Here is a 23,603-nt window from a genome sequence, read left to right on the forward strand (position 1 = left end):
AAGTCCTGTAATAGTAGATAAAAATAAAGGGTGACATTTTATGAAATCAAGAGGGAGTACTCGTAAAGCAGATAGTATGGGGCGTATTGTTATTCCAATGGAAATAAGACGGAGTTTAGGAATTGTAGAAAAAGATGCGCTAGAAATGTTTGTGGAAGATGATCAGATTATTTTGCGGAAATATCAATCTTCACAAGCTTGTGCAATTACAGGTGATATTTCAGATAAGAATATTTCGTTAGCGAATGGGAAGATTATTATAAGTCCAGAGGGAACAGAACTGTTAATAAAGAAGTTACAGCAATATCTTTTAAAATAAAAGATAAGTAAGAACTTTAAAATAAAATATACTTGTAAAGAAGGTCCTCTATCATTCAGGGGACTTTTTTTATTGCAAAGACAGGCTGTTTAATTGTTATAAATAAAATAGAGGGGAATAGCTGGTCCAATGAAATGCGAATTATCCTAAAAGTAGTCTGACTATTTTTTATAAAAAATCCTAACTATTTACATTTTTTGGTTTCGTGTTATATTTTTACTGTTAGTATGAAGAAAATTCTGATTTCGATTTTCGGAAAGTTTTAGAAAATGAATTAGATTTTTAAATTAAATATGCTAATTCAAGGGGAATTCGTTGGAGAAATGTAACTAAGAGGAAATCTCGTATCATTCACGTTTAGTATCTGTAAATTGGTGGTTCTAATAGTTCTGACGAAAAGCAAAGGAGCAAAAAAGAAGTGGGTAGTTCATTTAACAGGAGATATGGTGTAGAAAAATAAAATAACGGAGGTTTTATAATGAATAAAGGAATACTGCAGATTACGGAAATTGAAGAAATTACTATTCCTAATGTATTAAAGGATAAAATCAAGAATCTGATAGACAATGAATTAAAAACTCATAATCCTTATACTTGTGATCAAGAAATAGCTGCAAGCTTTTCAAAAGAGTGGCTCATTTGTTTGATTGACTATTCAAAGAAAACTCCGAATTCAGATGTAAAAAAACTACTTCATATGATAAAAGAAGCGAATTGTGGTGGAAACGTACCGCCTATCCTTATTAAAAATATTCCGTGTGATCCTATGGAAACCCTATTACCTGGAGAAAATCGCAAAGGCTTTAATTATGGTGAAAACGAACACGATAGAATGAAAAAATATTTTTATGCTGAATGGGTCACATGGCTTTTTGCCACACTTTTTAATTATGATGCTTTGATTCATCCGTCCGAACATGCAGGGAAAAATAGATTTCATCTCATTTCCCCTTTAAACAATGATGAAGTTTTGCGAAATGTCGGTGCAAGCACTGGTGGCGGAAACTTTTATCAACATAACGATGCGACAGTGTATACAGATATGAAAGATCAATTACATATTGAAGAAAGATTGAAATCGTTCAATACGAATTTAGACATTGTATCGAATAGACTTAATAAATCCGTCGAACTAATAGTTTCGGAAATTACTTGCGGCAAATTTACGAGGGTTGATGCTCTTTTATTAAAAGGAGTGTTAAATTTAAAAACCAATACTCATATTGGAACACCAAAATTACTTCAAAAGCATCTTGAAGAAAATCACTTCAGTAAAGATGATATATTGGCGATAAGTAAAATGCCTATTGCTCATATCGCAGGAATGGCGGATGGTGAAATATCGGGATTCGTAGGGGAAATAAACCAAATTATATTTTTGGATGATAATGGTGATATTATTGCAACTTGTTTGAATGGAGCAGAAAATAGATTGATTTATGTGGGAGGAAGTGAAGAAGAAAAGTTAAAATTCGACATGTTTTTGGAACTGTTACGGACAATGCCTACTTATAAAGTCCCGCTTACATCTGAAGATTTATTGATTATGCCAAATTCATACTATGGTAAGCAAACAAATGTAACCCATGGTAGAGAAAGGTTATCGGAGGAAGAATATAAAATTCCGATTGGTGATAATAAGTATGGACGTAGAATTGTTTGCAGGCAATACGTTTCCAGCCGATTACGCGACCAGAAAGAGAGTTACTTTACAGATATCATAAACTAGTTTAAAGAGAGGAGGGAGAATGGGAAGGTTTGGGCTGTAATAGCTCAAACCTTCCCATTTCCTTTATATGGATTTTACTATTGAATTACTCATATTACTATTTTTAGTAGCTATTTTAGCAGGATGGATAGATACAATTGCTGGGGGCGGTGGTATGATAACTATCCCAGTAATGTTATTAGTAGGTATGTCTCCTTCTGTAGCGATAGCAACTAATAAACTACAAGGGAGTAGCGGAACCCTCATGGCAACTGTGATTTTTATTAAGAAGAAAGAAATTAATCTCAAAGAAATGCGTTTGTCCATCTTAATGACCTTTTTTGGATCTATTTTGGGTGGATGGCTTATTTTACAGATACGAGCAGAATATTTAATCATGATATTACCTTTCTTACTTATTATTATTGGTCTTTATTTTCTATTATCTCCAAATATAGCAAACGAAGATCGACCGAGAAAAATAAGTATGTTGTTATTTGCGTTAACAGTGGCTCCATTCCTTGGATTTTATGATGGTTTCTTCGGCCCAGGAACAGGTAGCTTAATTGCTTTAGCTTTCATTCTTTTATGTGGATATAGTGCTACAAGAGCAACTGCAAATGCTAAGATTTTGAATTTTACTAGTAATTTCGCTGCTTTGTTATATTTTATTATTTTTGGCCAAATTGATTGGACAATTGGGCTGATTATGATGCTTGGTCAAATTATAGGGTCATATATTGGGGCAAAGATGGTGCTTACAAAAGGGACGTCATTAATACGACCAATAGTGGTTATTGTTTGCTTTGTCATGGCAATTAAAATTTTTTTACAAAATATGAACTAAATGTAATCAATATATTATTTGTATCAAAGTCAGAGTGTTTTAATGTTCTTCTTGCAGTATTACGCTGTTTAAGATGTGTTCAAAATTAAACAATTTGACTAGTGTAATTTATTGCGTTATGCTTTTTTTAGTATAAAAGAAAGGCTTGAAGATAATGATTCGTCGTTTGAAAAAGTTTAAAAATGTAGCTGTCGTATTAAGCTTCTAAGTAAATTATTAAATCTACCATACTTAGAAGCGAGGAATGTAATTATGAAGCATCCATTATATAATCATTGGTCTGAAACGAAGTATTTAAAAGATATAGTAACAAATCCACTTATTGAAGTAGGAGAGTACTCCTATTATTCAGGATATTATGGCGATCAAAATTTTGAAGATGGTTGCGTTAGATATTTATGGGGCGATGCTAAGTCTCGAGTACTTTTCAATCCAATTGAACAGATGGGTTGGCAACTTGATAAACTCATTATTGGAAATTATGTTTGTATTGCAAGTGGAGTTGTCATTTTAATGGGTGGGAATCATAATCATCACCCTGAATGGATTACAGTTTATCCATTCATTGAGCAAATAGAACAATCATATGAACCGAAGGGTGATACAGTCATTAAAAGCGATGCCTGGATTGGTATGAATGCTATTATAATGCCTGGCGTTACTATTGGTGAAGGTGCAATTATTGCAGCTGGATCTGTCGTATGTAAAGATGTTCCACCTTATACAATAGTAGGTGGAAATCCTGCTAAGGAAATAAAGAAACGGTTCACTGATACAGAAATTAATATGCTAATGGAAATGCGTTGGTTTGATTGGGATAGAGAATTGATTGAGAAGGCAATTCCTCTTTTATCTAGTCCAGCCATTGAACCATTGTTTGCTTTTTATAAAAATGAAGTGAAAAATAAATAAATCAGCTAGAAAAACTACATTCAATATAGGATGTAGTTTTTTTCTTATTTAGTATGAGTCTAGCAAATAGCTGCATTGAATAAGTAAAAACCTTGATAGCTAATAAACGAATGCTAAGCTACCAGTGTGTCTCGATATTTAATCGGAACACACTGTTTTTTTGTAAACATGGAACAAATGTATTACTTACACTGTCTATTAAGTGTAATCCTAAAAAATATGAAAGTACGGATCATTTTGAAAAATACGAAGGTATTAAAAAGAGGGATGTGTGTGGGAATACGAAGTGTCATTGTCCTAAAAGGGTTTGATGAGATGGTCTATATGAAAGTTATCCTAACGTCTTATATGTATATAGAATTTGATAACACTGTCTATTTTTTGAGGATTATGTTAGAAGAACGTTTTTTGAGTACAAAGATATTGGAGGTAACAGAAGTGAAAGGTATGTTTTGCAAGAGATTTATTGCAATAGTAACAGTGATTACACTATTTTGTAGCATTGTTGTTACATTTGGAAGAGCAGCAGCGGAAACAGTTTCTGCTATAGACGTTGAAGCGGGATCAGCAATTTTAATAGAAGAAAATTCCGGGAAAATTTTATATGAAAAAAATGCAGATGAATCATTGGCAATTGCTAGTATGACAAAAATGATGAGTGAATACTTAGTTCATGAAGCGATGGATAAAGGAAAACTTAAATGGGATCAAAAAGTTAATATCTCTGAATATGCACATAAGATTTCGCAAGATCGCTCATTATCAAACGTTCCATTAGAAAATGGTGGCTCTTATACGGTTAAAGAGTTATATGAGGCAATGGCAATTTACTCTGCAAACGGTGCAACAATTGCTTTAGTTGAAGAGATTGCTGGTAAAGAAGTCAATTTTGTAAAAATGATGAACGATAAGTCGAAAGAGTTTGGAATGAAACATTATAAATTTGTAAACGCTACAGGCTTAACAAACCAAGATTTAAAAGGATATCACCCAGAAGGGACAACTCTAGACGAGAAAAATAAAATGTCTGCAAGGGATTGTGCAATCTTAGCGCAACGTCTTATTCAAGATTTTCCTAAAATATTAGATACTGCAAAAATTCCTAAAAAAACATTCCAAGAGGGTGGTAAATATCCAATTGATATGGCGAATTTTAACTGGATGTTAAAAGGCTTAATTAAGCAATACGAAGGTGTAGATGGTTTGAAAACGGGAACTACTCCAGAAGCGGGAGATTGTTTCACTGGTACAGTAGAAAGAAACGGTATGCGCCTAATCTCTGTAGTGATAAAAGCAAACTCTCATACGGCACGTTTTGATGAAACAAAGAAATTATACGATTATGGATTTGCGAATTTTGAAGTGAAGAAAGTCTATGGGAAAGATGCAGTAGTAAAAGGGCATGAAACAGTGCGAGTAGCAAATGCAAAAGACAAAGATGTAGTTGTTCAAACGAAGCAAGCTGTTTCACTTCCAATGCCAAAAGGCAACAAAGACATTTATAAAAAAGAATTTAAAGTACCGAATACGGAACAAGAAGCGCCTATTAAAAAAGGTGTAACAATTAGTAAAATGATTATCTCGCCTAAAGATAATACAGATCCTGGGTTCTTATCAGGTAATTCATTACAAATAGACCTTGTAACAAAATCTGATGTTGAACAAGCAAATTGGTTTACACGTTTTATGCGCCAAATCGGAACTTTCTTTAGCGGTATGTGGGATAGTGTGGTTGGTATAGTAAAAAGCTAACTTCATAGGATAAAACTACATATTAATCTGAAACAAAAAGTTTCAAAGTATTATAGATTTTTATGTGGATAGCTTGGAATGGAAGATTGCATTAATTCTCAAATTGGGTTCTTCGAAACTTTTCGTATTGCTACCAAGGTAAATTAAATTTGTATCTATATAACCAAAAAACGCTATTCTTTTTGTAGAAAAATACAGAAAGGATGGCGTTTATTATGAATATTTCGATTCAAAGGATTTTGGTGCAGGATTCGTTTAATAAAGTTACATGATGAAAAAACATTTATTATTCCATCATGTGACAATAAAAAATATTTGGTAACTTATTTCTGTTATTAAGTTTTATAAAAATTTAATAAAATCTTTTCTTTGTATTAAATATTTTGTTTTAAATTATGTATATAAAGAAATGGAGGTCAAATTAACTTTATACTGCTTATATTAGGAATTTAAAGAAACAATATGTACAATTCTCCCACTACATTCGTATAGTGGCCTTTATGAACAGCAAAATTTATAATTTACAAGGAGAACATTTTATGAGTAAGAGAATAAAAGAATTAGATTCGATACGAGGGTTAGCGGCACTTACTGTGGTATTTGGACATTTTTGTTTAATGCTACCATCGTTGCCTAATTCTATTAAATTTTCCCCGCTTAGGTTTTTATGGGCGGGTGGGGAAGCTGTTATCGTTTTTTATGTACTAAGTGGTTTTGTGTTATCTATGGCACTTTATCATTCAAAAACAAATTATTGGGGATATTTAATTAAGAGATTTGTAAGAATCTATATCCCTTATTATTTTTGGATAATCGTTACCTTTGCTTTATTTATTTTATTTTCGCCGTATGAAGTGGTAGGGCTACGGGATTGGTTCTATGATAGATGGCAAGGGTCTATAACAAAATTAGATATTCTAAACCACTTTGTGCTTCTTAATAACTTTTTTACGGAAAATTATAATCCAGTTATTTGGTCATTGGCTCAAGAAATGCGTATATCTATTGTATTTCCTTTGTTATTCCTTCTGTTCTATAAACTGAATTGGAAGAAATCGATACTATTTGCTTTGAGCTTTTCTTTAATTAGTGTTTTTCTTAATATGTTGCATATTGGGAAAGCTGAAGGATTTTATAATGGTTATGCTGACACACTGCATTTTACATCTATGTTTATGGTTGGAATGTTACTTTTTAAGTATCAGGAAAAACTTATCTACTCATATAGGAATATGAAAAAATTTAAAAAAGGATTTCTTATTGCATTAGGGATTATTCTATATTTATATTCCATTTTAATTTATGGTCTTTCCCGTAATGATACTACTTTCTTATTAAAAGATTGGGGTGTCGTAATGGGGGTTAGTATATTTATTATAATGGCTATGAGTAACCTAAAAGTAAAAGCATTTTTAAATAAGAGTGTATTTGTATATTTAGGAGAAATTTCATACAGTATCTATTTGTGTCATTTTCCAATCATGATGGTACTATTTAAACTTTTGTATACAAAGATACCTATCTTTTTCCTTCTTACTTTGTGCATTGCAATGACACTACTTTTTTCTATAGTTTCGTATTATTTAATCGAAAAGAAATGTATCAACTGGGCAAAACAAAGAACAACAAATTTTTTGAAAAAAATATAATTCCTGGAGAGATTTTATTTCTTTAGTAAATATATGAATATGACCGATTCCTAAGTATACTTAGGAATCGGTCATATTTGGATTCTAAATGTAAATATAGTAAAGTGGAATATAATTGAAATTGAAAACCACTTAGAAATAACAATTACGGTGTGAGCTATTGTATAGTATAGATATGGTTAATAATAAAGGGGGAATACATATGTGGAAGCGATTTGTAGCAATTGGTGATAGTTTTACAGAGGGGATAGGGGATGAAGTTGAGGGAATTGCATTAAAAAGCTGGGTAGATCATTTTGTTCAACTATGTGTAAACGATATAGAATATGCTAATTTTGCAAAGCGTGGGTTAGTAACTAAAGAAATTCGCTCACAGCAATTGGAAAAGGCATTAACTTTTAATCCAGAGTTGGTTAGTCTCATTGCAGGTGCAAATGATGTTCTAAAAGGACGTTGGAATCATGATGCATATAAGAACGATATGGAATTTATGATAGATACATTAAGTAAAACAGGTGCTGATATTATGATAGCAAACCTTCCAGATTTTACTGTTAGGCTTCCATTTCCTTCTGAAAAAAAACAAGTAATAAAAGAACAATTATTAGAGGCAAATGAAGTTATACTTTCACTGAGTAGAGAGTATAAGCTTCATCATGTTGACTTTTGGAATCATCATTTAGTTAATGACAATACGCTTTGGTCTACGGATTTCATTCATCCAAACTCAAAAGGATATGTAAAAGTTGCTGAATTGATTTTTAGTAGTTTGCCTGTACAGAAGACAAAATAATAGTTTGCAATTTAACGAATATAATATTAATTGTATGAAGCTATGTTTTTTAGTAAATGGAAAGAACTAAAAATTTAGCAAACAAAGCGTATCTACGATATATTTCTACAGTAGTGCACAAATGCAGAATCACAAAGAAAGATCACTTATCGAAATAGGTGGTCTTTAAACGTTTTTATAACTAAATTAAAATATATACTGTATTACTAACAATTTCGTACTACATAAAGATTAAGTTCTCTTATAGAAAAACTGATTTTATATTATCTTAAAATATAATAACATGTTCAAATCATATTTTGGGTATGTATCCTAATTGTGAATAATGTGTAATTTTTTGAATTATAAATGTCCAATAAATAAAATAGATAGTAGGTACAGAAGTATTAATGCTATATTATTCAATTCTTGTTATGAGTACATTAGTGAAGAGAAGTTATTGCAATGGGAGGTACACCATCTGGGGTACTTCAATCAGAAGAATTAATGGAGATTTTTCTCCCTATTTTAAGAGCAGATTTTAAGATTGTCGAGACATATATTCATGATAATAATATACAACCATGTGATATTGATTTTCTTATATTTAATGGGAAAAATGATGAATTTACTACATACGATCAAGTAATAAAATGGAAGCAATATACAAGTAAAACGTGTACTTTTCATTCTTTTGAAGGTAGTCATTTTTTTTAAAATGAAAATATTGAAGAAATAGCAAAGAGTATTATAGGAAAGTTAGATTCTAAAAGATTATTAACTAGTTTTTAGAGGTTTTCTAAGTATACTCATGGCTAAGAAACAAAAATATTAAAGAGGAAGAATACAGGCACTGCTGAAATATCTTTGAATAGAGGCAGGGCATTTTAAACTAACTGTTCAAAGGTAGGTATTGATGGAATTTTAAGTAAAATATATGAAGTGACTTTAGTTTAAGTTGACTTTACCTGAAGGTGAGGTTTTCTTTCATCATCAGATAGTCGTTGGATAACTGGTGAGTTAATTGATGCAAGTGGTGGATCTTGCATATAATGTTAATTGTAAGTACTATGTACTTTAAAACCAAAAATTTCTCAATTTAATGTTGAGAAATTTTTGGTTTTATTATTCTAGTAGTAATCGCTTTTTTAAAATTATAGAAATTTAAAGATAAAGTATTGTATACATGTAAGTATGATTAAAAATGAAAAATTGTAAATGCTGAATTTGATTAAATACGCCTTGGTCTCTTTACTATTTGCCTGAATGAATAATTTATAGGAGATTACACTGGCTAAAGATGCGATAATTGTTCCAAGCCCTCCAATATTTACCCCGAGTAATAAAGGTTTCCAATCAGAAGTAAAGTTTGATAGAAGAATTGAAGTAGGAAAATTGCTAATCAGTTGACTCAAAAATATGGAACTAAAGAAGACTGAAGTATCTCCTCTTAAATTAGCACGAGCAAATGTATCCAGCGCATCGGAATGGGAAATGTTTCCGATAAAAATAAAAAAACAGACAAAGGTTATTAGAAGAAAATAATCGATCTTAAATAGTAATTTTCTATCTAAAGTAAATGCTGCCATCAATGTGACTATTAGCGCAATGTAATAATTAATGACACCAAAAATAGATGCAATGATAGTGATAAGTATCAAAATCCAGACGGTAGCTTTTTTTCGATTCTTCACGGTAATAACAGATAGTTCTATTTTCAAATCTGTTTTTTGAAGTTTTTGAGTAAATATAAATAACAAACTAATCCCAAGTACAGCTAAAAGCAGGATTGAACCTAAAAATGGGATGAGCTTAATTCCATAGTAAGAATATAGGTATAAATTTTGGGGGTTTCCCATAGGCATCAAGCTACTACCGATGTTTGCCGCAATTGTCTGCAGGATGATTGTATCCATCATGTTCATTTGTGTTTTTTTACTAATGACAAGTGTTATTGGTACAAAAGTGAGGAGAGCGACATCATTTGTTACAAACATGGAGCAAATAAAGCATAACAAAATTAGAATAATAGATATTGACCTGCTGTTATTGCATTTATTTAAAATCGCAACGGCAAGTTTGTCTAATATTTTTAGCTGTTCAAAGGCCTTAATGGCCACCATTAGATTAAATAAGCTAATTAACACTTCAAAGTTAATATATTCGATCTTTGGCGAATGTATTAAGCAGCTTACAATTGCTAGTATCAGTGAAATGGTAAGTACTAAATCCTTTTTTAAAAATTCGAATTTCATAAGAAGTCTTTTTTTATTTTGAACGAATACTATTTCTTTCACAATACACCACCTATAATCTATGTTAGTAAATATACATTTTTTGGATAACTCGATATTGCTAGAAAAGAGGATGGCATAAGGTCCTAAATAAGAGTTTTGTAATGTTTCATCCCTTCAACAAAATCCTTTTTTGCTTAGTGTCTTTAATGTTGTAAATATGTGCAATATAGATGAATCCAACTAGGGAGATTAATTGAGAAAACAAATGTTTTTTGTATGATACCATAAATAAATTAAAAGTATTATTTTTTTAATATTCTTACAACATTTTATTGATTCTTGATTTCAAATACTTTATATGAAGCTCTAAAAGAGAAAAAGTATGCATGATTATATGAAGAAAATAGAGGCTTGTCAAAGATTAGGTAGAAGAGAATCCGCGACGTTTGGATACTGTATAAAATTCACAAAATTTCAGTGTTTTTTTAGATGAAAAAACCTTAAAATATTTTTTGTTTTTATAAAAATCTGTACTTTTTCGTAACATTCTGTACTTTTAATTATAAATTAAAGACAAGGTTCTCTTAGTTGAAGATTGAAAGCGCTTTATAGATTTTTCGTGAAGTTTTTACCTAGCCTATTTTTGAGATTAGTAGTGAGAAAGGAGATATTTCCATGTTCTTGATAAAATTAACAAAAAACCAGTTAATCACTATTGATTATTATGATTTAAATGTAAATCACCAGTAAACGAAACAAACATAATAGTACAACAACATTAGTGGATAAGAATATTAGTTTTGCAGAAAGGGGTAGAGCATCCGTTTGTATAAGCGTTAAGTTCTTCAAAATTTCAGTTTTACGGTTACATGTTGTGATGTTTGCTTAAACAGGCCAATCCGATTAATATAGAAAATTTTTATCCTTGTTGTATTTGAATATGAAAGAGGTATTTATACCAGGAAATATAGGTGATTTTATATAAATTATGATATATAAATTTTGACATGGAGTGATGATATGGAAAGGTTTTTTGTAGAGTTAGTCGGATCAACAAATGATTTTTTATGGTCTAAATTGTTAATTATTATGCTTGTTATTTGCGGAATTTATTTTACATTTAAATTGAATTTTGTACAGTTTCGAATGTTAAAAGAGATGGTCCGTGTATTAATGGAGGGGAAAAGTGGTTCTAAAGATCAAATCTCTCCTTTTCAAGCGTTTTGTATTGGTATGGCAGCCCGCGTTGGAACAGGGAATATCACAGGAATTGCGATTGCAATTGCATTAGGTGGTCCTGGAGCTGTATTTTGGATGTGGATTATTTCTATTATTAGCTCGGCCTCCAGTTTTGTCGAAAGCACATTAGCACAGATATATAAAGTAAAAGATAAAACTGGTTTCCGCGGTGGTCCATCCTATTATATGGAAAAAGGGTTGAATAAACGTTGGATGGGAGTATTATTCTCTATTTTAATCACAATTACTTTTGGTCTTGTATTCAATTCAGTACAATCAAATACAGTTACAATTGCTTTTCAAAACTCATTTGGTACAGATCGTCTAACAGTTGGGATAATCATGGCCATTGCTTTCGCTGCGATTATCTTTGGTGGTGTACAACGTATTGCAAAAATGGCTGAATACAAGGTGGTATTTTTAGCGGTATTATACATTGGAGTTGCATTATTTGTTGTAGTTACCAACATATCAAAAATGCCGGAAGTGCTTTCTCTTATTGTTCAAAACGCATTTGGTTTTAAACAAATAGCAGGCGGTTCAATTGGTGCAGCACTTATGAATGGAGTTAAACGTGGTTTATTTTCAAATGAAGCTGGTATGGGAAGTGCACCAAACGTTGCCGCAACAGCAACAACAAGTCATCCGGTGAAACAAGGACTGATTCAAGCATTTGGTGTATTAACGGATACACTGATCATTTGTACTAGCACTGCCTTTATTATTTTGCTGTCTGATGCATATAAACAACCGGGGTTAAATGGTATTGCACTTACACAAGCAGCATTAAGTGAACACATAGGTCCTTGGGCATCGGGTTGTCTTGCTATCTTTGTTTTTTTATTTGGATTTGGTGCGTTAATTGGCAACTATTATTATGGTGAAACAAATATTCGCTTCTTACATACAAGTAAAGTGTGGTTAATGATATACAGAATAAGTGTGTTGGCTATGATTGTATTTGGTTCTGTTGCAAAGATTCAAATTGTATGGGATTTAGCGGACTTATTTATGGGCTTTATGGTTATTATTAATTTAATTGCTATTACCTTACTTTCAAAAGTAGCATTTGCGGCGTTACAAGATTATATAAACCAGAAAAAAGCTGGTAAAGATCCTATTTTTTATAAAGAAAACATTAAAGGGCTTGAAAATATTGAATGTTGGGATAGTTATGAGAAAACTTCAAAAAAGAAAAGTGTGTAATAAGAAGGATATTCAGACTGCAATATGTCTGAATATTTTTCTTGGTTCTAGTGCAAATATTATTGATTATAGTAAAGAAAAAATCATTCTATATAAAGTTAATAGTACGGGGGAATATTATTAAATGATAAAGGATTCTAGCGTTCAAGTTGAGGGTCAAGAAAAAGTTTGCTTAGATCAATGGGTAGCTCATTATCGAACGTATGCAGCTAAGGGACGAAGCGCCAGTTATATTCCCGCTTTGGGGGAAATAAATGTATCGCAGTTAGGTATTTGTATAGTAAAGCCAGATGGAACAATGATAAAATCAGGAGATTGGGAGATACCTTTCACATTACAAAGTATATCAAAAGTAATCGGTTTTATAGCTGCTTGTTTAAGTCGCGGTATTTCTTATGTATTAGAACGAGTTGACGTAGAGCCAACTGGAGATGCCTTTAATTCAATTATTCGTTTAGAGATACATAAACCAGGAAAACCTTTTAATCCTATGATTAATGCTGGAGCAATTACGATAGCTTCACTTTTGCCAGGGACATCGGTGCAAGAAAAATTAGAATCTCTATACGTATTAATTGAAAAAATGATAGAGAAGCGTCCCGCTATTAATGAAATAGTATTTCAATCAGAATGGGAAACAGCTCATCGTAATAGAGCATTAGCATACTATTTAAAGGAGAATGGTTTTCTAGAATCAGATGTGGAGGAGACACTAGAGGTTTACCTAAAACAATGTTCGATTGAAATAAATACAGAAGATATTGCCTTAATAGGGCTTATACTAGCACATGATGGATATCATCCTATTCGCAAAGAACAAGTACTCCCTAAAGAAGTAGCTAGGTTAACAAAAGCTTTAATGCTTACTTGTGGAATGTACAATGCTTCTGGAAAATTTGCTGCTTTCATTGGATTACCAGCTAAGAGTGGGGTATCCGGTGGAATTATGACACTTGTTCCCTCAAAATCTAGGAAGGATTTATCGTTCCAAGATGGATGTGGTATTGGTATTTACGGACCAGCCATTGATGAATATGGGAATAGTTTACCAGGAATTATGTTGTTAGAACATATTGCAAAAGAATGGGATTTAAGTATATTTTAAAAAGGAGCACAGATATTTTGGTGTTAGAGCGAGTCCAAAAGTGTTCAGACCTTATATTGTGTCTGAACATTTTTGAGTTCTAAAGTATCTTTCTAAAGTAGAAGAGTGTAATGAATACTCACAATCTATAATGCTTTCGTTTATATCTTATTTATCAGTTCTTGAAAAAAATAGAGTAAGTATTGTATTAATACAAATAGGTTTGTATACTGACTGTTAGGCGAAAGTGAGAAGTGATTATTTTGAATCTTAGTAATTTAGTAAAGAAAGACATCTATATTCTCGTTTTAATGATACTTACAGTACCCTTAGTAGGTGAAATAAAGTCATTTCCCTTAAATGAAACATTTAGAATGAGCTTTGGTGCACCAACATTTTTCTTTTTTTTGTTGTTATTTCGACGAGTTCCAGCATTTTTACCGGGTTTTTTAACAGCAATAGTCGTGGTAGTATTTCGTATCTCAATGGATGTCATTATAAAGGAAAATATGGATTGGCTAGCCGCTTTTCATACTCACTATCCTAGTTTTTTCTTTTATTTTACTTATTCGTATCTTTTTCATTTAGCAAAAATCAAACGTTTTTATCATCAACCACTAATGATTGGTTTTATTGGTTGCATGATTGAAATACTGTCAGACTGTGTGGAATTAATGGTTCAATATTTCGTATTAAAAACATCAATCACATCCGAGGCAATAAATGAGATCATTGTTATCGCATGTTCCCATAGTTTTATAGTTCTAAGCTTTTTCAATATGATGAAATTGTATGAAGCGCAATCAAGGGAGAGACACATAAAGAAACAAAATGAACACATGCTCATGCTCATCTCTAATTTATATGAAGATGCTGTTCATTTAAAAAAAACCTTACAAGATGCTGAGAATATAACAAAAAAATCCTATGATTTATATAAAACCTTAGACTCTTTTGAGCACAAACAGATGGATTTTCAGTTTGGGGATTTAAGGCAACAGGCATTACAAATTGCTGGTGAGGTCCATGACGTTAAAAAGGATAACCAACGTATTTTTGCGGGACTTTCAAAACTAATTTCTGATGAAAGTTTTACAGATTATATGTCTGTACATGAACTAGTAAATATCATTATGCGGGCAAATACGAAATATGCACGGTTGCTAGAGAAAGACATCCAATTTGTGTATAAAATTGAGGGTGTGCATCCTCATTATCATATTTACACAATCTTATCTATTATAAATAATATCGTTACAAACGCTGTAGAAGCTATCCAAGGTATGGGAACCATCACAATTGACATTAATAAAGACCACCATTTTGTTGAATTTCAAATAGGCGATAATGGTCCCGGTATTTCTTCAAAATATAAAGATTCAATTTTTGAGCCTGGGTTTACTTCTAAATATGATGATTTAGGCAACCCATCGACAGGTATCGGATTATCGTATGTTAAAGAAATGGTCGAACAACTTGAAGGTGATGTTACGCTTGAGGACAGAACCGAAGGAAAAGGATCAATTTTTATAATTAGATTAGGGATTGATCATATAATTTCGAAAGGGTGATTCTATGTATTTTTATATAGTAGATGATGAAAAAGCGGTTCGCTCAATGTTGGCTCAAATTATCGAGGATGAAGATCTTGGAGAGGTTATAGGAGAAGCTGAGGATGGTTTATCTTTAGAGCAACAAATGGTAATCCTTAAAAATATAGACATTTTATTTATCGATTTGTTAATGCCGATTCAAGATGGAATAAAAACAATTCGTCAAATAAAACCTTCGTTTAAAGGGAAAATCATCATGGTCTCTCAAGTAGAATCAAAAGAATTAATTGCTGAAGCTTATTCGCTTGGTGTTGAATACTATATTATTAAGCCGATTAACCGGATTGAAGTATTAACAGTTGTTCGGAAAGTCATTGAACGAATTCGTTTGGAAAAATCGATAAAAAACATTCAAGAATCGCTTAATATGGTCCTAAAATTGGATAGTAATTCAAGTGTGCAAGAAAAATACCGTAATGAAAAACATTTAAATACTTTCAATCATTTTCAAAATTCCATTCATTTTCTTTTGTCTGAATTAGGAATAGCCAGTGAAAGTGGAAGTAAAGATTTAATGGATATGCTGGATTATTTATATAAATATGAACAAGATAACACGTTGGAACAAGGCTTTCCCTCACTAAAAGAGATTTTTATGAATTTGGCTCAAAAAAAACTTGGGGATTCAGCTGAAGATGCCGAATTAAAAAGGTTCATAGAAGCTTCCAAACAAAGGATTCGGAGAGCTATTTATCAATCATTAAACCATTTAGCATCCCTTGGACTTACTGATTTTTTAAACCCGAAGTTCGAAAATTATGCTTCTAGATTTTTTGATTTTACTACCGTAAGGAGAAAGATGACAGAATTGAATAATGAACCAACATTACCTGCTCGTATCGATACGAAAAAATTTATTCAAGTTCTTTATTTTGAAGCAAAACGAATACACTTGGAGTTAAGATGATAAACTTTTGCTAATTATTATTTTCAATTGATAGATTGATAATTGTTTTCATGTTATTTGTTTTATATAGTTTTTCTAAGAGAGGACTTTCCTTTATTTCATATTGGTTTTAAAGTCAGAAAATTCCGTATCGATTCGGTAGAAGTGTATGAACTTAGAACAAAAGAATATGTATTTTTTATTTTTTAAACATTAATATTCATTAAAAAAAACGAGTATTTTCAAAATAAAATATAAATACATAATAAGTTGAATTTAAAAAAGATGCTATCTTCTAGCATCTTTTTTTCTTTAAGAGGAAATATCATCGATCCTTATATTATTTAAAATTCAAATGTGGGCATATAAATAAGGGAAAAGGAGATAATATCTAACAAATTATAATTGGAAATGGTATTTTAGGTCAGAAATGTTTTTATACTAACTGGTTATTGGTACTAAATAAGCATAATGTCTCGCTTTTCTGCTCTTTAATCTTATCGTTATTTTTTATTAAGTACATATCGTTTTTTAGAAATCTCAATCCTAGCAGAGTATATAAATTGGGTGATAAAAATGTGGAACATAATTACTTCTTATCTTCCAGATTGGAAAGTCTTTGTACAAGCTTTTATCTTGTTTTTAATTCCGTATACTATCTCAAGATTTTTTCATTGGGTTCGTATGTCAGAGAAAGAGTGGGAAGAATGAGTTGGTGGAAGTCAAGAGACAAACAAGTGAAAAAAAATAATATTCAAAGTAAAACGAAACAAGAATATAAACCTTCTCAAAATACAATCGTTCATTTCACAAATGATTTTGCCTCTAACTTAGAACTTATAAAGCAACAAATCGGACATAATTCTGATGTTCGCTTTCGGAAGTTTAATATTGGACGCACAGATATTCAGGCTGGGATCGTTTTTGTTGATGGTCTATCAGATAAAGAGATAATTGACAAACATATTATGAAATTACTAATGGATGATTTTTCTGATGAATATAAAAATGAATCTTCTTATGTGGAGGGGACTGTTTCAAAAGAATATATTAAAAATAAAGTTCTTACAATTAGTGAAGTAGCAGAAGTCCATTACATAAAAGATTTAATACCCAAAGTATTGATAGGTTCAACAGCTCTTTTAATTGATGGTTTAGCAGATGTGTTTATTCTTGGTACAACAAAAGCAAATAAACGAAACATTGAAGAACCAGTATCGGAGGCATTAGTCAGAGGGCCACGGGTCGGTTTTACTGAAGTATTAAGTGATAATACCTCACTTTTGCGACGACATTGTGCGGATGAGAGCTTATCATTAGTAAAGCTACCAGTAGGAGAACGTGCAAAGAAAGAGTTAGTTGTCGCATTTATTAACGATCTTGCTAGTACAGAATTGGTGGAAGAAATAAAAAATAGAATTCAGAAAATTGACATAGACAGTGTACTCGAATCTGGTTATATAGAGCAACTTATTGAAGATAATTATCTCAGTCCTTTTCCGCAGATTCAAAATACAGAACGACCTGATCGTGTTATTAGTGCTTTGATGGAAGGTCGAGTAGCTATTTTGTTAGATGGAACACCATTTGTTTTAATTGCTCCAGTTACATTTAGTATGCTGCTGCAATCACCAGAAGATTATTATGAAAGGTGGCTTCCTGGTACGCTTCTCCGCTTATTACGCTTCATGACAGCTTTTGTTTCATTATTTGCTCCAGCATTGTATATTTCTTTCATTTCATTTCATCCAGGATTAATTCCCACTAAGCTCGCTATTTCTATTCTCGGATCGCGAGAAGGAGTTCCTTTTCCCGCTTTAATAGAAGCGTTAATTATGGAAGTAGCTATCGAAGTTTTGCGAGAAGCAGGTTTACGTCTGCCTAAACCGATTGGACCTGCAATGGGAATTGTGGGCGGTTTAATAATTGGTCAGGCTGCCGTAGAAGCAGGAATTGTTAGTCCAATAATGGTTATCGTTGTTGCGGTAACAGCTATTTCTTCTTTTACTATTCCGCAATATAGTGTGGGAATTACGTTACGCATTCTTCGTTTTGTAGCTATGTTTTGTGCTGCGATATTTGGATTGTATGGAGTTATTCTCTTCTTTCTTTTACTTTGCAGTCATTTAGTGAAACTGAAAAGTTTTGGCGTTCCTTATACTAGCCCTGCTGTTCCATATCGATTCAGTGACTGGAAAGATTTTATGGTTCGCATGCCATTAAAAATAATGAGACGTCGACCGAAAATAATGCATACCAAAAAAACTATCCGCAAAAGGTAGCTGATGACGAAAGGAAGTGGCCTTCAGTGATTACTATACCTAAAGACCGAATAACAACTTCACAAGCAGTTGTTATTATTGTAAATTACATACTTGGGACAGGAATTCTCACTTTGCCCAGAGCATCTGTGGAAAAAGTGAAAACACCAGATGTATGGTTAAGTGTGATATTAGGTGGGATACTCGCAATGGTTTCAGGAGTAATTATGGTCAAATTAAGTCAGCAGTTTCCAGAAAAAACATTTTACCAATACAGTCAAGATATTGTAGGGAAATGGATAGGCAGATTGCTTAGTTTTCTTATTATAGGGTATTTTCTTACAACTTCAGCATTTCAAATTCGTTCAATGGCAGAAGTAATAAGCTTTTTTTTGCTAGAAGGAACTCCTACATGGGCTATTGTTATGCCTTTTATGTGGATAGGTCTCTATTTGATTATGGGTGGTATTAATTCAATTGCACGGATGTTTGAAATAATATTTCCTATTACTGTTTTTATTTTTTTAATCATTTCCTTTATGAGTATCGGAATATTCGAGATAGATAATCTCCGTCCCGTATTAGGTTTGGGAATTAAACCAGTGCTAGATGGGATAAAAACAACGTCTCTCGCATATACAGGTCCTGAAATTATGTTAATTCTTTTGGTATTTATGGAACAACGAAAGAAAGCAGTAAAAGCTATTTTAGTTGGAATTTCTATTCCGTTAATCTTTTATGTAATAACTGTTGTAATGGTCATTGGTGCATTATCAATTGATGGGGTTGTAACAAGAACATGGCCGACAATTGACCTTATGCGCAGTTTTGAAATTTCTGGTTTGATATTTGAACGTTTTGAATCTTTACTGCTTGTAATATGGATTATGCAAATATTTGCTACCTATACGATTAGTTACTATGCAGCTGCATTAGGATTAGCGCAACTCTTTAAAAAGAGTATTCATCCGTTTATTTTTGCTTTGATTCCAATCATTTACATCATTGCTATGACTTCGAAAAATATAAATGATTTGCTTAAATTGGGGGATATGCTCGGTAATGCTGCTTTATTTTTGTTTGCTTTACTGCCACTGCTTCTTCTTATTATTACGCGATTAAAAGGAGGAGTAGTGTGAAAAATAAATTTTATTATATGCGGCTCTATTTGGCTTTGTTATGGACGCTTTTGCTTCTATTTTTAACAGGATGTTGGAGCAGTAAAGAAGTAGAAGAGTTGAGCTTAACTGCAGGTATAGCACTAGATAAAGGGAAGGATTCAACAATTGAGAAAGAGGATGAGGAAGGAGGTTATCCTAAAAGAAATCTTATAAAAGCAACTTATCAAATTGTCAGTTCGCAAGCACAAAGTAAAGGAAACGGACAACAAAAACGTTATATAAATGTTTCTGAGACCGGTGATTCCATTCATCAAATTGTTCGTGAGTTTTCATTGAAAAGAGAGAGCGCAATGTTCAGCCCACATTTAAAAAACATTGTTATTAGTGATAGTCTTGTACGTACATACAGTTTAGAACAATTACTTGAACAGTATCTCCGCGACAATGAAGTTCGGCTTAGCTGTATGATCTTAATTAGCAAGGGTCTAGCGAAGGAGGTACTGGAATCAAACAAAAAAGGAGAAATCCCAGCATTTCGTTTGTCTGGAATTGCAGATAATCGAAATAGAACAACAAGGATTTTACCTCCTGTATCGCTCGCTAAATTGGAAGGAAAGATGCGGTCAGGTTCCAGTTTTCTTTTGCAAAATGTAATCTCGATAAATGGGGAAACAAAATTTGCAGGAGCTGCTGTAATTAAAGGGAAAACAAAAAAGTTGATGGGCTTTTTAAATGAGCAGGAATTGGAAGGAGTAGTATGGATAAACGGAAAAAGGAATGGTGGTGTGGTAAAAACTTTTGATAAAGAATCAAAGAAACTCATTATATACGAAATAAAGTCAATAAAAAGCAAAATCATACCACATGTTAAAGGAAATAATATTTCCTTTGATGTAAACATTGAATCAGAAGGGCGTTTGTCTGAAAATTGGATGCAATCAGGAAAGGATTTTGAAAATGAATTTTTAAAAAGAGAAGAAAAAGCTATTGAAAAAGAAGTAAAGCACTTAGTACATCATGTTACAAAAAAAATACAAAAAGAATATCAAGTCGATATTGCGGGTTTTGGCAACCAATTAAGAATTAAACACCCGAGAACATGGGAGAAAGTCAAAAAAGATTGGGATCAAACATTTAGTAAGGTACCGATTAAATATCATATAAATGTAACTATACAAGATTATGGAGCATCAAGTTTAAAACGGTGAGACGTCTCAATTGACCTTATATTTACACAAAAACAAAAAGTTACAAAAATTTTAATTTAAAAATTTTTGTAACTTTTTGTTTTTTTATGTCCTTCTTATTATAGATTAAAGAAATGATTTTATCCCGCTATTTGCCGGGCAGTAAAACCCCCACCTCAAAATTCAGCGAAAGCAAAGAAGTTATTAGAGGTATATGTAAGCTTTAAATAGGAAGGAGAATGTTTAAATTCTATTGATAAACCCAGTAATTGTAATAGCCCTTATTTAGAATAATAATTTCAAAATTAATAAAACTTAGAGTAGAAGGAGCAAGAGCAAATTATTATGAATAAACAAATAGGATTCATCGGATGTGGAAACATGGGTATTGCTATGATAGGTGGGATGATTAAAAAAAATATAGTTCCTCCAGATCAAATAATTTGTTCAGATTTAAACGTCATTAATTTAAAAAATGCTAGTAATGAATATGGCATAACTATAACTACTAACAACAATGAAGTCGCTAACAGTGCTGACATTTTAATTTTATCAATCAAACCAGATTTATACTCATCAGTAATTAACCAAATAAAAGATCAAATAAAAAATGATGTAATCGTTGTAACTATTGCTGCAGGAAAAAGTATTAAGAGCACTGAGAATGAATTTGGTAGAAAGTTAAAAGTTGTTAGAGTAATGCCTAATACACCGGCACTTGTTGGAGAAGGAATGTCTGCGTTATGTTTTAATGAAATGGTTACAGAAAAAGATATAAAAGAGGTACTGAACATATTTAATATTTTCGGCCAGACGGAGGTCGTAAATGAAAAACTAATGGATGTTGTTACATCTATTAGTGGTTCTTCTCCAGCATATGTGTATATGTTTATAGAAGCCATGGCAGATGCTGCTGTACTTGGCGGTATGCCGAGAAAACAAGCTTATAAATTTGCGGCTCAGGCTGTATTAGGTTCTGCAAAAATGGTATTGGAAACAGGAATACATCCAGGTGAATTGAAGGATATGGTTTGTTCTCCAGGTGGAACGACGATAGAAGCTGTAGTAACGCTAGAAGAAAAAGGTTTAAGAACAGCTATCATTTCAGCTATGAAACGTTGTACGCAAAAATCTATGGAAATGTCTAGTTTAACTAGTAAGTGAGAAGCGAATTTATATAATATTTCAAATCTATTTAATGTAAAAGAAATATTATGAGGCTAGTTAATAACTAAGTAAATTTATATACAACACTAACGAGAAGAACAAACCTTATTTTAAAGGGGATACAGAAAATATGAGTAATTTACTAAAAAAGAAATCCGTTACACAATTGTTAGAGCATAATCAAAGCAAGACCTTAACGAAAACATTAGGAGCATTTGATTTAATTATGTTAGGGGTAGGCTCGATAATTGGAACGGGGGTTCTTGTGTTAACTGGATTAGTAGCAGCAAGAGATGCTGGTCCAGCAGTTATCTTTTCATTTGTACTTGCAGCAATTATATGTGGATTTATAGCATTATGTTACGCAGAAATTTCTTCTGCGCTCCCGGCATCTGGTAGTGTATATACGTACTCATATGCAACAATTGGTGAGTTTGTTGCTCATCTAGTAGGTTGGTCTTTACTGTTAATATATATTGTGGCAACAGCGGCTGTCGCTGCTGGATGGACAGGCTATTTCCACAATTTAATAAAAGGATTTGGATTAGAGATACCTAAAGCTCTAGTAACGATTCCTTCGCATGGTGGTATTGTGAATCTACCAGCAGTAATCATTACATTGATATTAGCATGGATGTTATCCCGTGGTACGAGGGAAAGTAAACGAATCAATAATACAATGGTATTGATTAAAATTGGAATGATTTTGTTGTTTATTACAGTTGGTATATTCTATGTAAAACCAATGAACTGGGTACCAATTGCACCATACGGCTTAAGTGGAGTTTTTACGGGTGGAGCAGCTATTTTATTCGCTTTTACGGGTTTTGATATATTAGCAACTTCAGCAGAAGAAGTAAAAGATCCGAAACGTAATCTTCCCATCGGTATTATCGCATCATTAATCATATGTACAATTATTTATGTTATGGTATGTCTTGTTATGACAGGAATGGTTTCCTATAAAGAATTAAATGTTCCTGAGGCGATGGCTTATGTAATGGAAGTTGTAGGACAAGGAAAAGTCGCTGGTGCAATTGCTGCAGGTGCTGTAATTGGCCTTATGGCTGTTATTTTTTCCAATATGTATGCGGCAACACGAGTATTCTTTGCAATGAGTCGTGATGGATTGTTACCGAAATCATTTGCGAAAGTTAATAAGAAAACTGGAGCACCCACTTTTATCACTGGATTGGCAGGAATAGGGAGCTCTATAATAGCTGGGTTTATTGACTTGAAAGAATTAGTTAATTTAGTTAATATCGGTAGTTTGGTGACGTTTGCGTTAGTTTGTCTATCAGTTATTATCCTCCGTAAATCACACCCAAATTTAAAACGTGGATTTATGGTACCTTTTGTACCTGTATTACCAAGCGTTTCAATTGTATGTTGTGTGTTTTTAATGCTAAATTTACCGTTAAGGACATGGGTGTACTTTAGTATTTGGATTACTATTGGGGTAGTAATATATTTCCTTTACTCAATAAAACACAGTAATTTAAATGAGGAAACGATCTCGAAATTACATGATAAAATTGCGAGATAATAACGATCGAAAATTTTATTAATAATCATATTGATAGTTGAGTAACATAGAAACAGTTTTTTGAAATTTAGCAAGAGATAAAATAAGAGATGCTAGG

At 32.2% G+C, this 23,603-nt stretch carries 17 protein-coding genes and 2 pseudogenes; 18 read left to right on the forward strand and 1 reads right to left on the reverse strand.

From position 1 onward, the window contains the following. Positions 1-40 precede the first annotated feature (40 nt). The 9 genes and pseudogenes from JDS98_RS00205 to JDS98_RS30525 form a co-directional block, all read left to right on the forward strand. On the forward strand, positions 41-319 hold the full coding sequence (locus JDS98_RS00205; protein ID WP_000842218.1) for an AbrB/MazE/SpoVT family DNA-binding domain-containing protein: 279 nt from the start codon (positions 41-43) through the stop codon (positions 317-319). Positions 320-797: 478 nt separating this feature from the next. Next, complete coding sequence (locus JDS98_RS00210) at positions 798-2,048, forward strand: hypothetical protein (RefSeq protein WP_001032371.1); 1,251 nt, start codon at positions 798-800, stop codon at positions 2,046-2,048. Between the two features lie 67 nt (positions 2,049-2,115). Then, on the forward strand, positions 2,116-2,874 hold the full coding sequence (locus tag JDS98_RS00215; RefSeq protein ID WP_000347979.1) for a TSUP family transporter: 759 nt from the start codon (positions 2,116-2,118) through the stop codon (positions 2,872-2,874). 252 nt (positions 2,875-3,126) lie between these two features. Further along, entirely contained in the window at positions 3,127-3,786 is a 660-nt protein-coding gene (locus tag JDS98_RS00220; protein ID WP_000682551.1) for a CatB-related O-acetyltransferase, read from the forward strand. A gap of 438 nt (positions 3,787-4,224) precedes the next feature. After that, on the forward strand, positions 4,225-5,538 hold the full coding sequence (locus tag JDS98_RS00225; RefSeq protein WP_307838279.1) for a D-alanyl-D-alanine carboxypeptidase family protein: 1,314 nt from the start codon (positions 4,225-4,227) through the stop codon (positions 5,536-5,538). Between the two features lie 500 nt (positions 5,539-6,038). After that, positions 6,039-7,187: an acyltransferase family protein gene (locus JDS98_RS00230; RefSeq protein ID WP_098711702.1), complete on the forward strand. Its 1,149-nt coding sequence runs from the start codon at positions 6,039-6,041 to the stop codon at positions 7,185-7,187. Positions 7,188-7,362: 175 nt separating this feature from the next. Next, a complete protein-coding gene (locus JDS98_RS00235; protein ID WP_142307110.1) occupies positions 7,363-7,980 on the forward strand; it encodes an SGNH/GDSL hydrolase family protein in 618 nt (205 codons plus the stop codon). Between the two features lie 429 nt (positions 7,981-8,409). Beyond that, positions 8,410-8,751, forward strand: a pseudogene (locus JDS98_RS00240) (thioesterase II family protein); the annotation flags it as partial. Between the two features lie 186 nt (positions 8,752-8,937). Next, positions 8,938-9,012, forward strand: a pseudogene (locus JDS98_RS30525) (short-chain dehydrogenase); the annotation flags it as partial. 101 nt (positions 9,013-9,113) lie between these two features. On the opposite strand, the gene JDS98_RS00245 reads toward JDS98_RS30525, so the two are convergent. Beyond that, the gene (locus JDS98_RS00245; RefSeq protein WP_097959722.1) at positions 9,114-10,256 is read right to left on the reverse strand and encodes an anion transporter; all 1,143 of its coding nucleotides are present in this window, start codon (positions 10,254-10,256) and stop codon (positions 9,114-9,116) included. 960 nt (positions 10,257-11,216) lie between these two features. Between JDS98_RS00245 and JDS98_RS00250 the strand changes: the two genes are divergently transcribed. The 9 genes from JDS98_RS00250 (at position 11,217) to JDS98_RS00290 (ending at position 23,506) form a co-directional block, all read left to right on the forward strand. After that, entirely contained in the window at positions 11,217-12,641 is a 1,425-nt protein-coding gene (locus JDS98_RS00250; protein ID WP_000439283.1) for an alanine/glycine:cation symporter family protein, read from the forward strand. A gap of 124 nt (positions 12,642-12,765) precedes the next feature. Further along, positions 12,766-13,746: a glutaminase GlsA gene (glsA, locus tag JDS98_RS00255; protein WP_000588656.1), complete on the forward strand. Its 981-nt coding sequence runs from the start codon at positions 12,766-12,768 to the stop codon at positions 13,744-13,746. A gap of 233 nt (positions 13,747-13,979) precedes the next feature. Continuing rightward, positions 13,980-15,296: a sensor histidine kinase gene (locus JDS98_RS00260; RefSeq protein WP_097959721.1), complete on the forward strand. Its 1,317-nt coding sequence runs from the start codon at positions 13,980-13,982 to the stop codon at positions 15,294-15,296. A 4-nt stretch (positions 15,297-15,300) separates the two neighbouring features. Beyond that, the gene (locus JDS98_RS00265) at positions 15,301-16,245 is read left to right on the forward strand and encodes a response regulator (RefSeq protein WP_000274083.1); all 945 of its coding nucleotides are present in this window, start codon (positions 15,301-15,303) and stop codon (positions 16,243-16,245) included. 686 nt (positions 16,246-16,931) lie between these two features. Continuing rightward, entirely contained in the window at positions 16,932-18,506 is a 1,575-nt protein-coding gene (locus JDS98_RS00270) for a spore germination protein (protein WP_106081067.1), read from the forward strand. Between the two features lie 26 nt (positions 18,507-18,532). After that, positions 18,533-19,624, forward strand: coding sequence for a spore germination protein (locus JDS98_RS00275; protein WP_098711705.1), 1,092 nt, complete (start codon positions 18,533-18,535; stop codon positions 19,622-19,624). Further along, on the forward strand, positions 19,621-20,814 hold the full coding sequence (locus JDS98_RS00280; RefSeq protein WP_097959938.1) for a Ger(x)C family spore germination protein: 1,194 nt from the start codon (positions 19,621-19,623) through the stop codon (positions 20,812-20,814). The genes JDS98_RS00275 and JDS98_RS00280 overlap by 4 nt, the downstream gene beginning before the upstream one ends. A gap of 324 nt (positions 20,815-21,138) precedes the next feature. Further along, positions 21,139-21,957 (forward strand): pyrroline-5-carboxylate reductase, encoded by an 819-nt coding sequence (gene proC / locus JDS98_RS00285; RefSeq protein WP_199633415.1) that lies wholly within the window; start codon positions 21,139-21,141, stop codon positions 21,955-21,957. A gap of 133 nt (positions 21,958-22,090) precedes the next feature. Then, positions 22,091-23,506, forward strand: coding sequence for an amino acid permease (locus JDS98_RS00290; protein WP_097959939.1), 1,416 nt, complete (start codon positions 22,091-22,093; stop codon positions 23,504-23,506). The last annotated feature ends 97 nt before the right edge of the window (positions 23,507-23,603 follow it).

Source organism: Bacillus cereus group sp. N11, from assembly GCF_016483605.1.
Taxonomy (GTDB): domain Bacteria; phylum Bacillota; class Bacilli; order Bacillales; family Bacillaceae_G; genus Bacillus_A; species Bacillus_A toyonensis.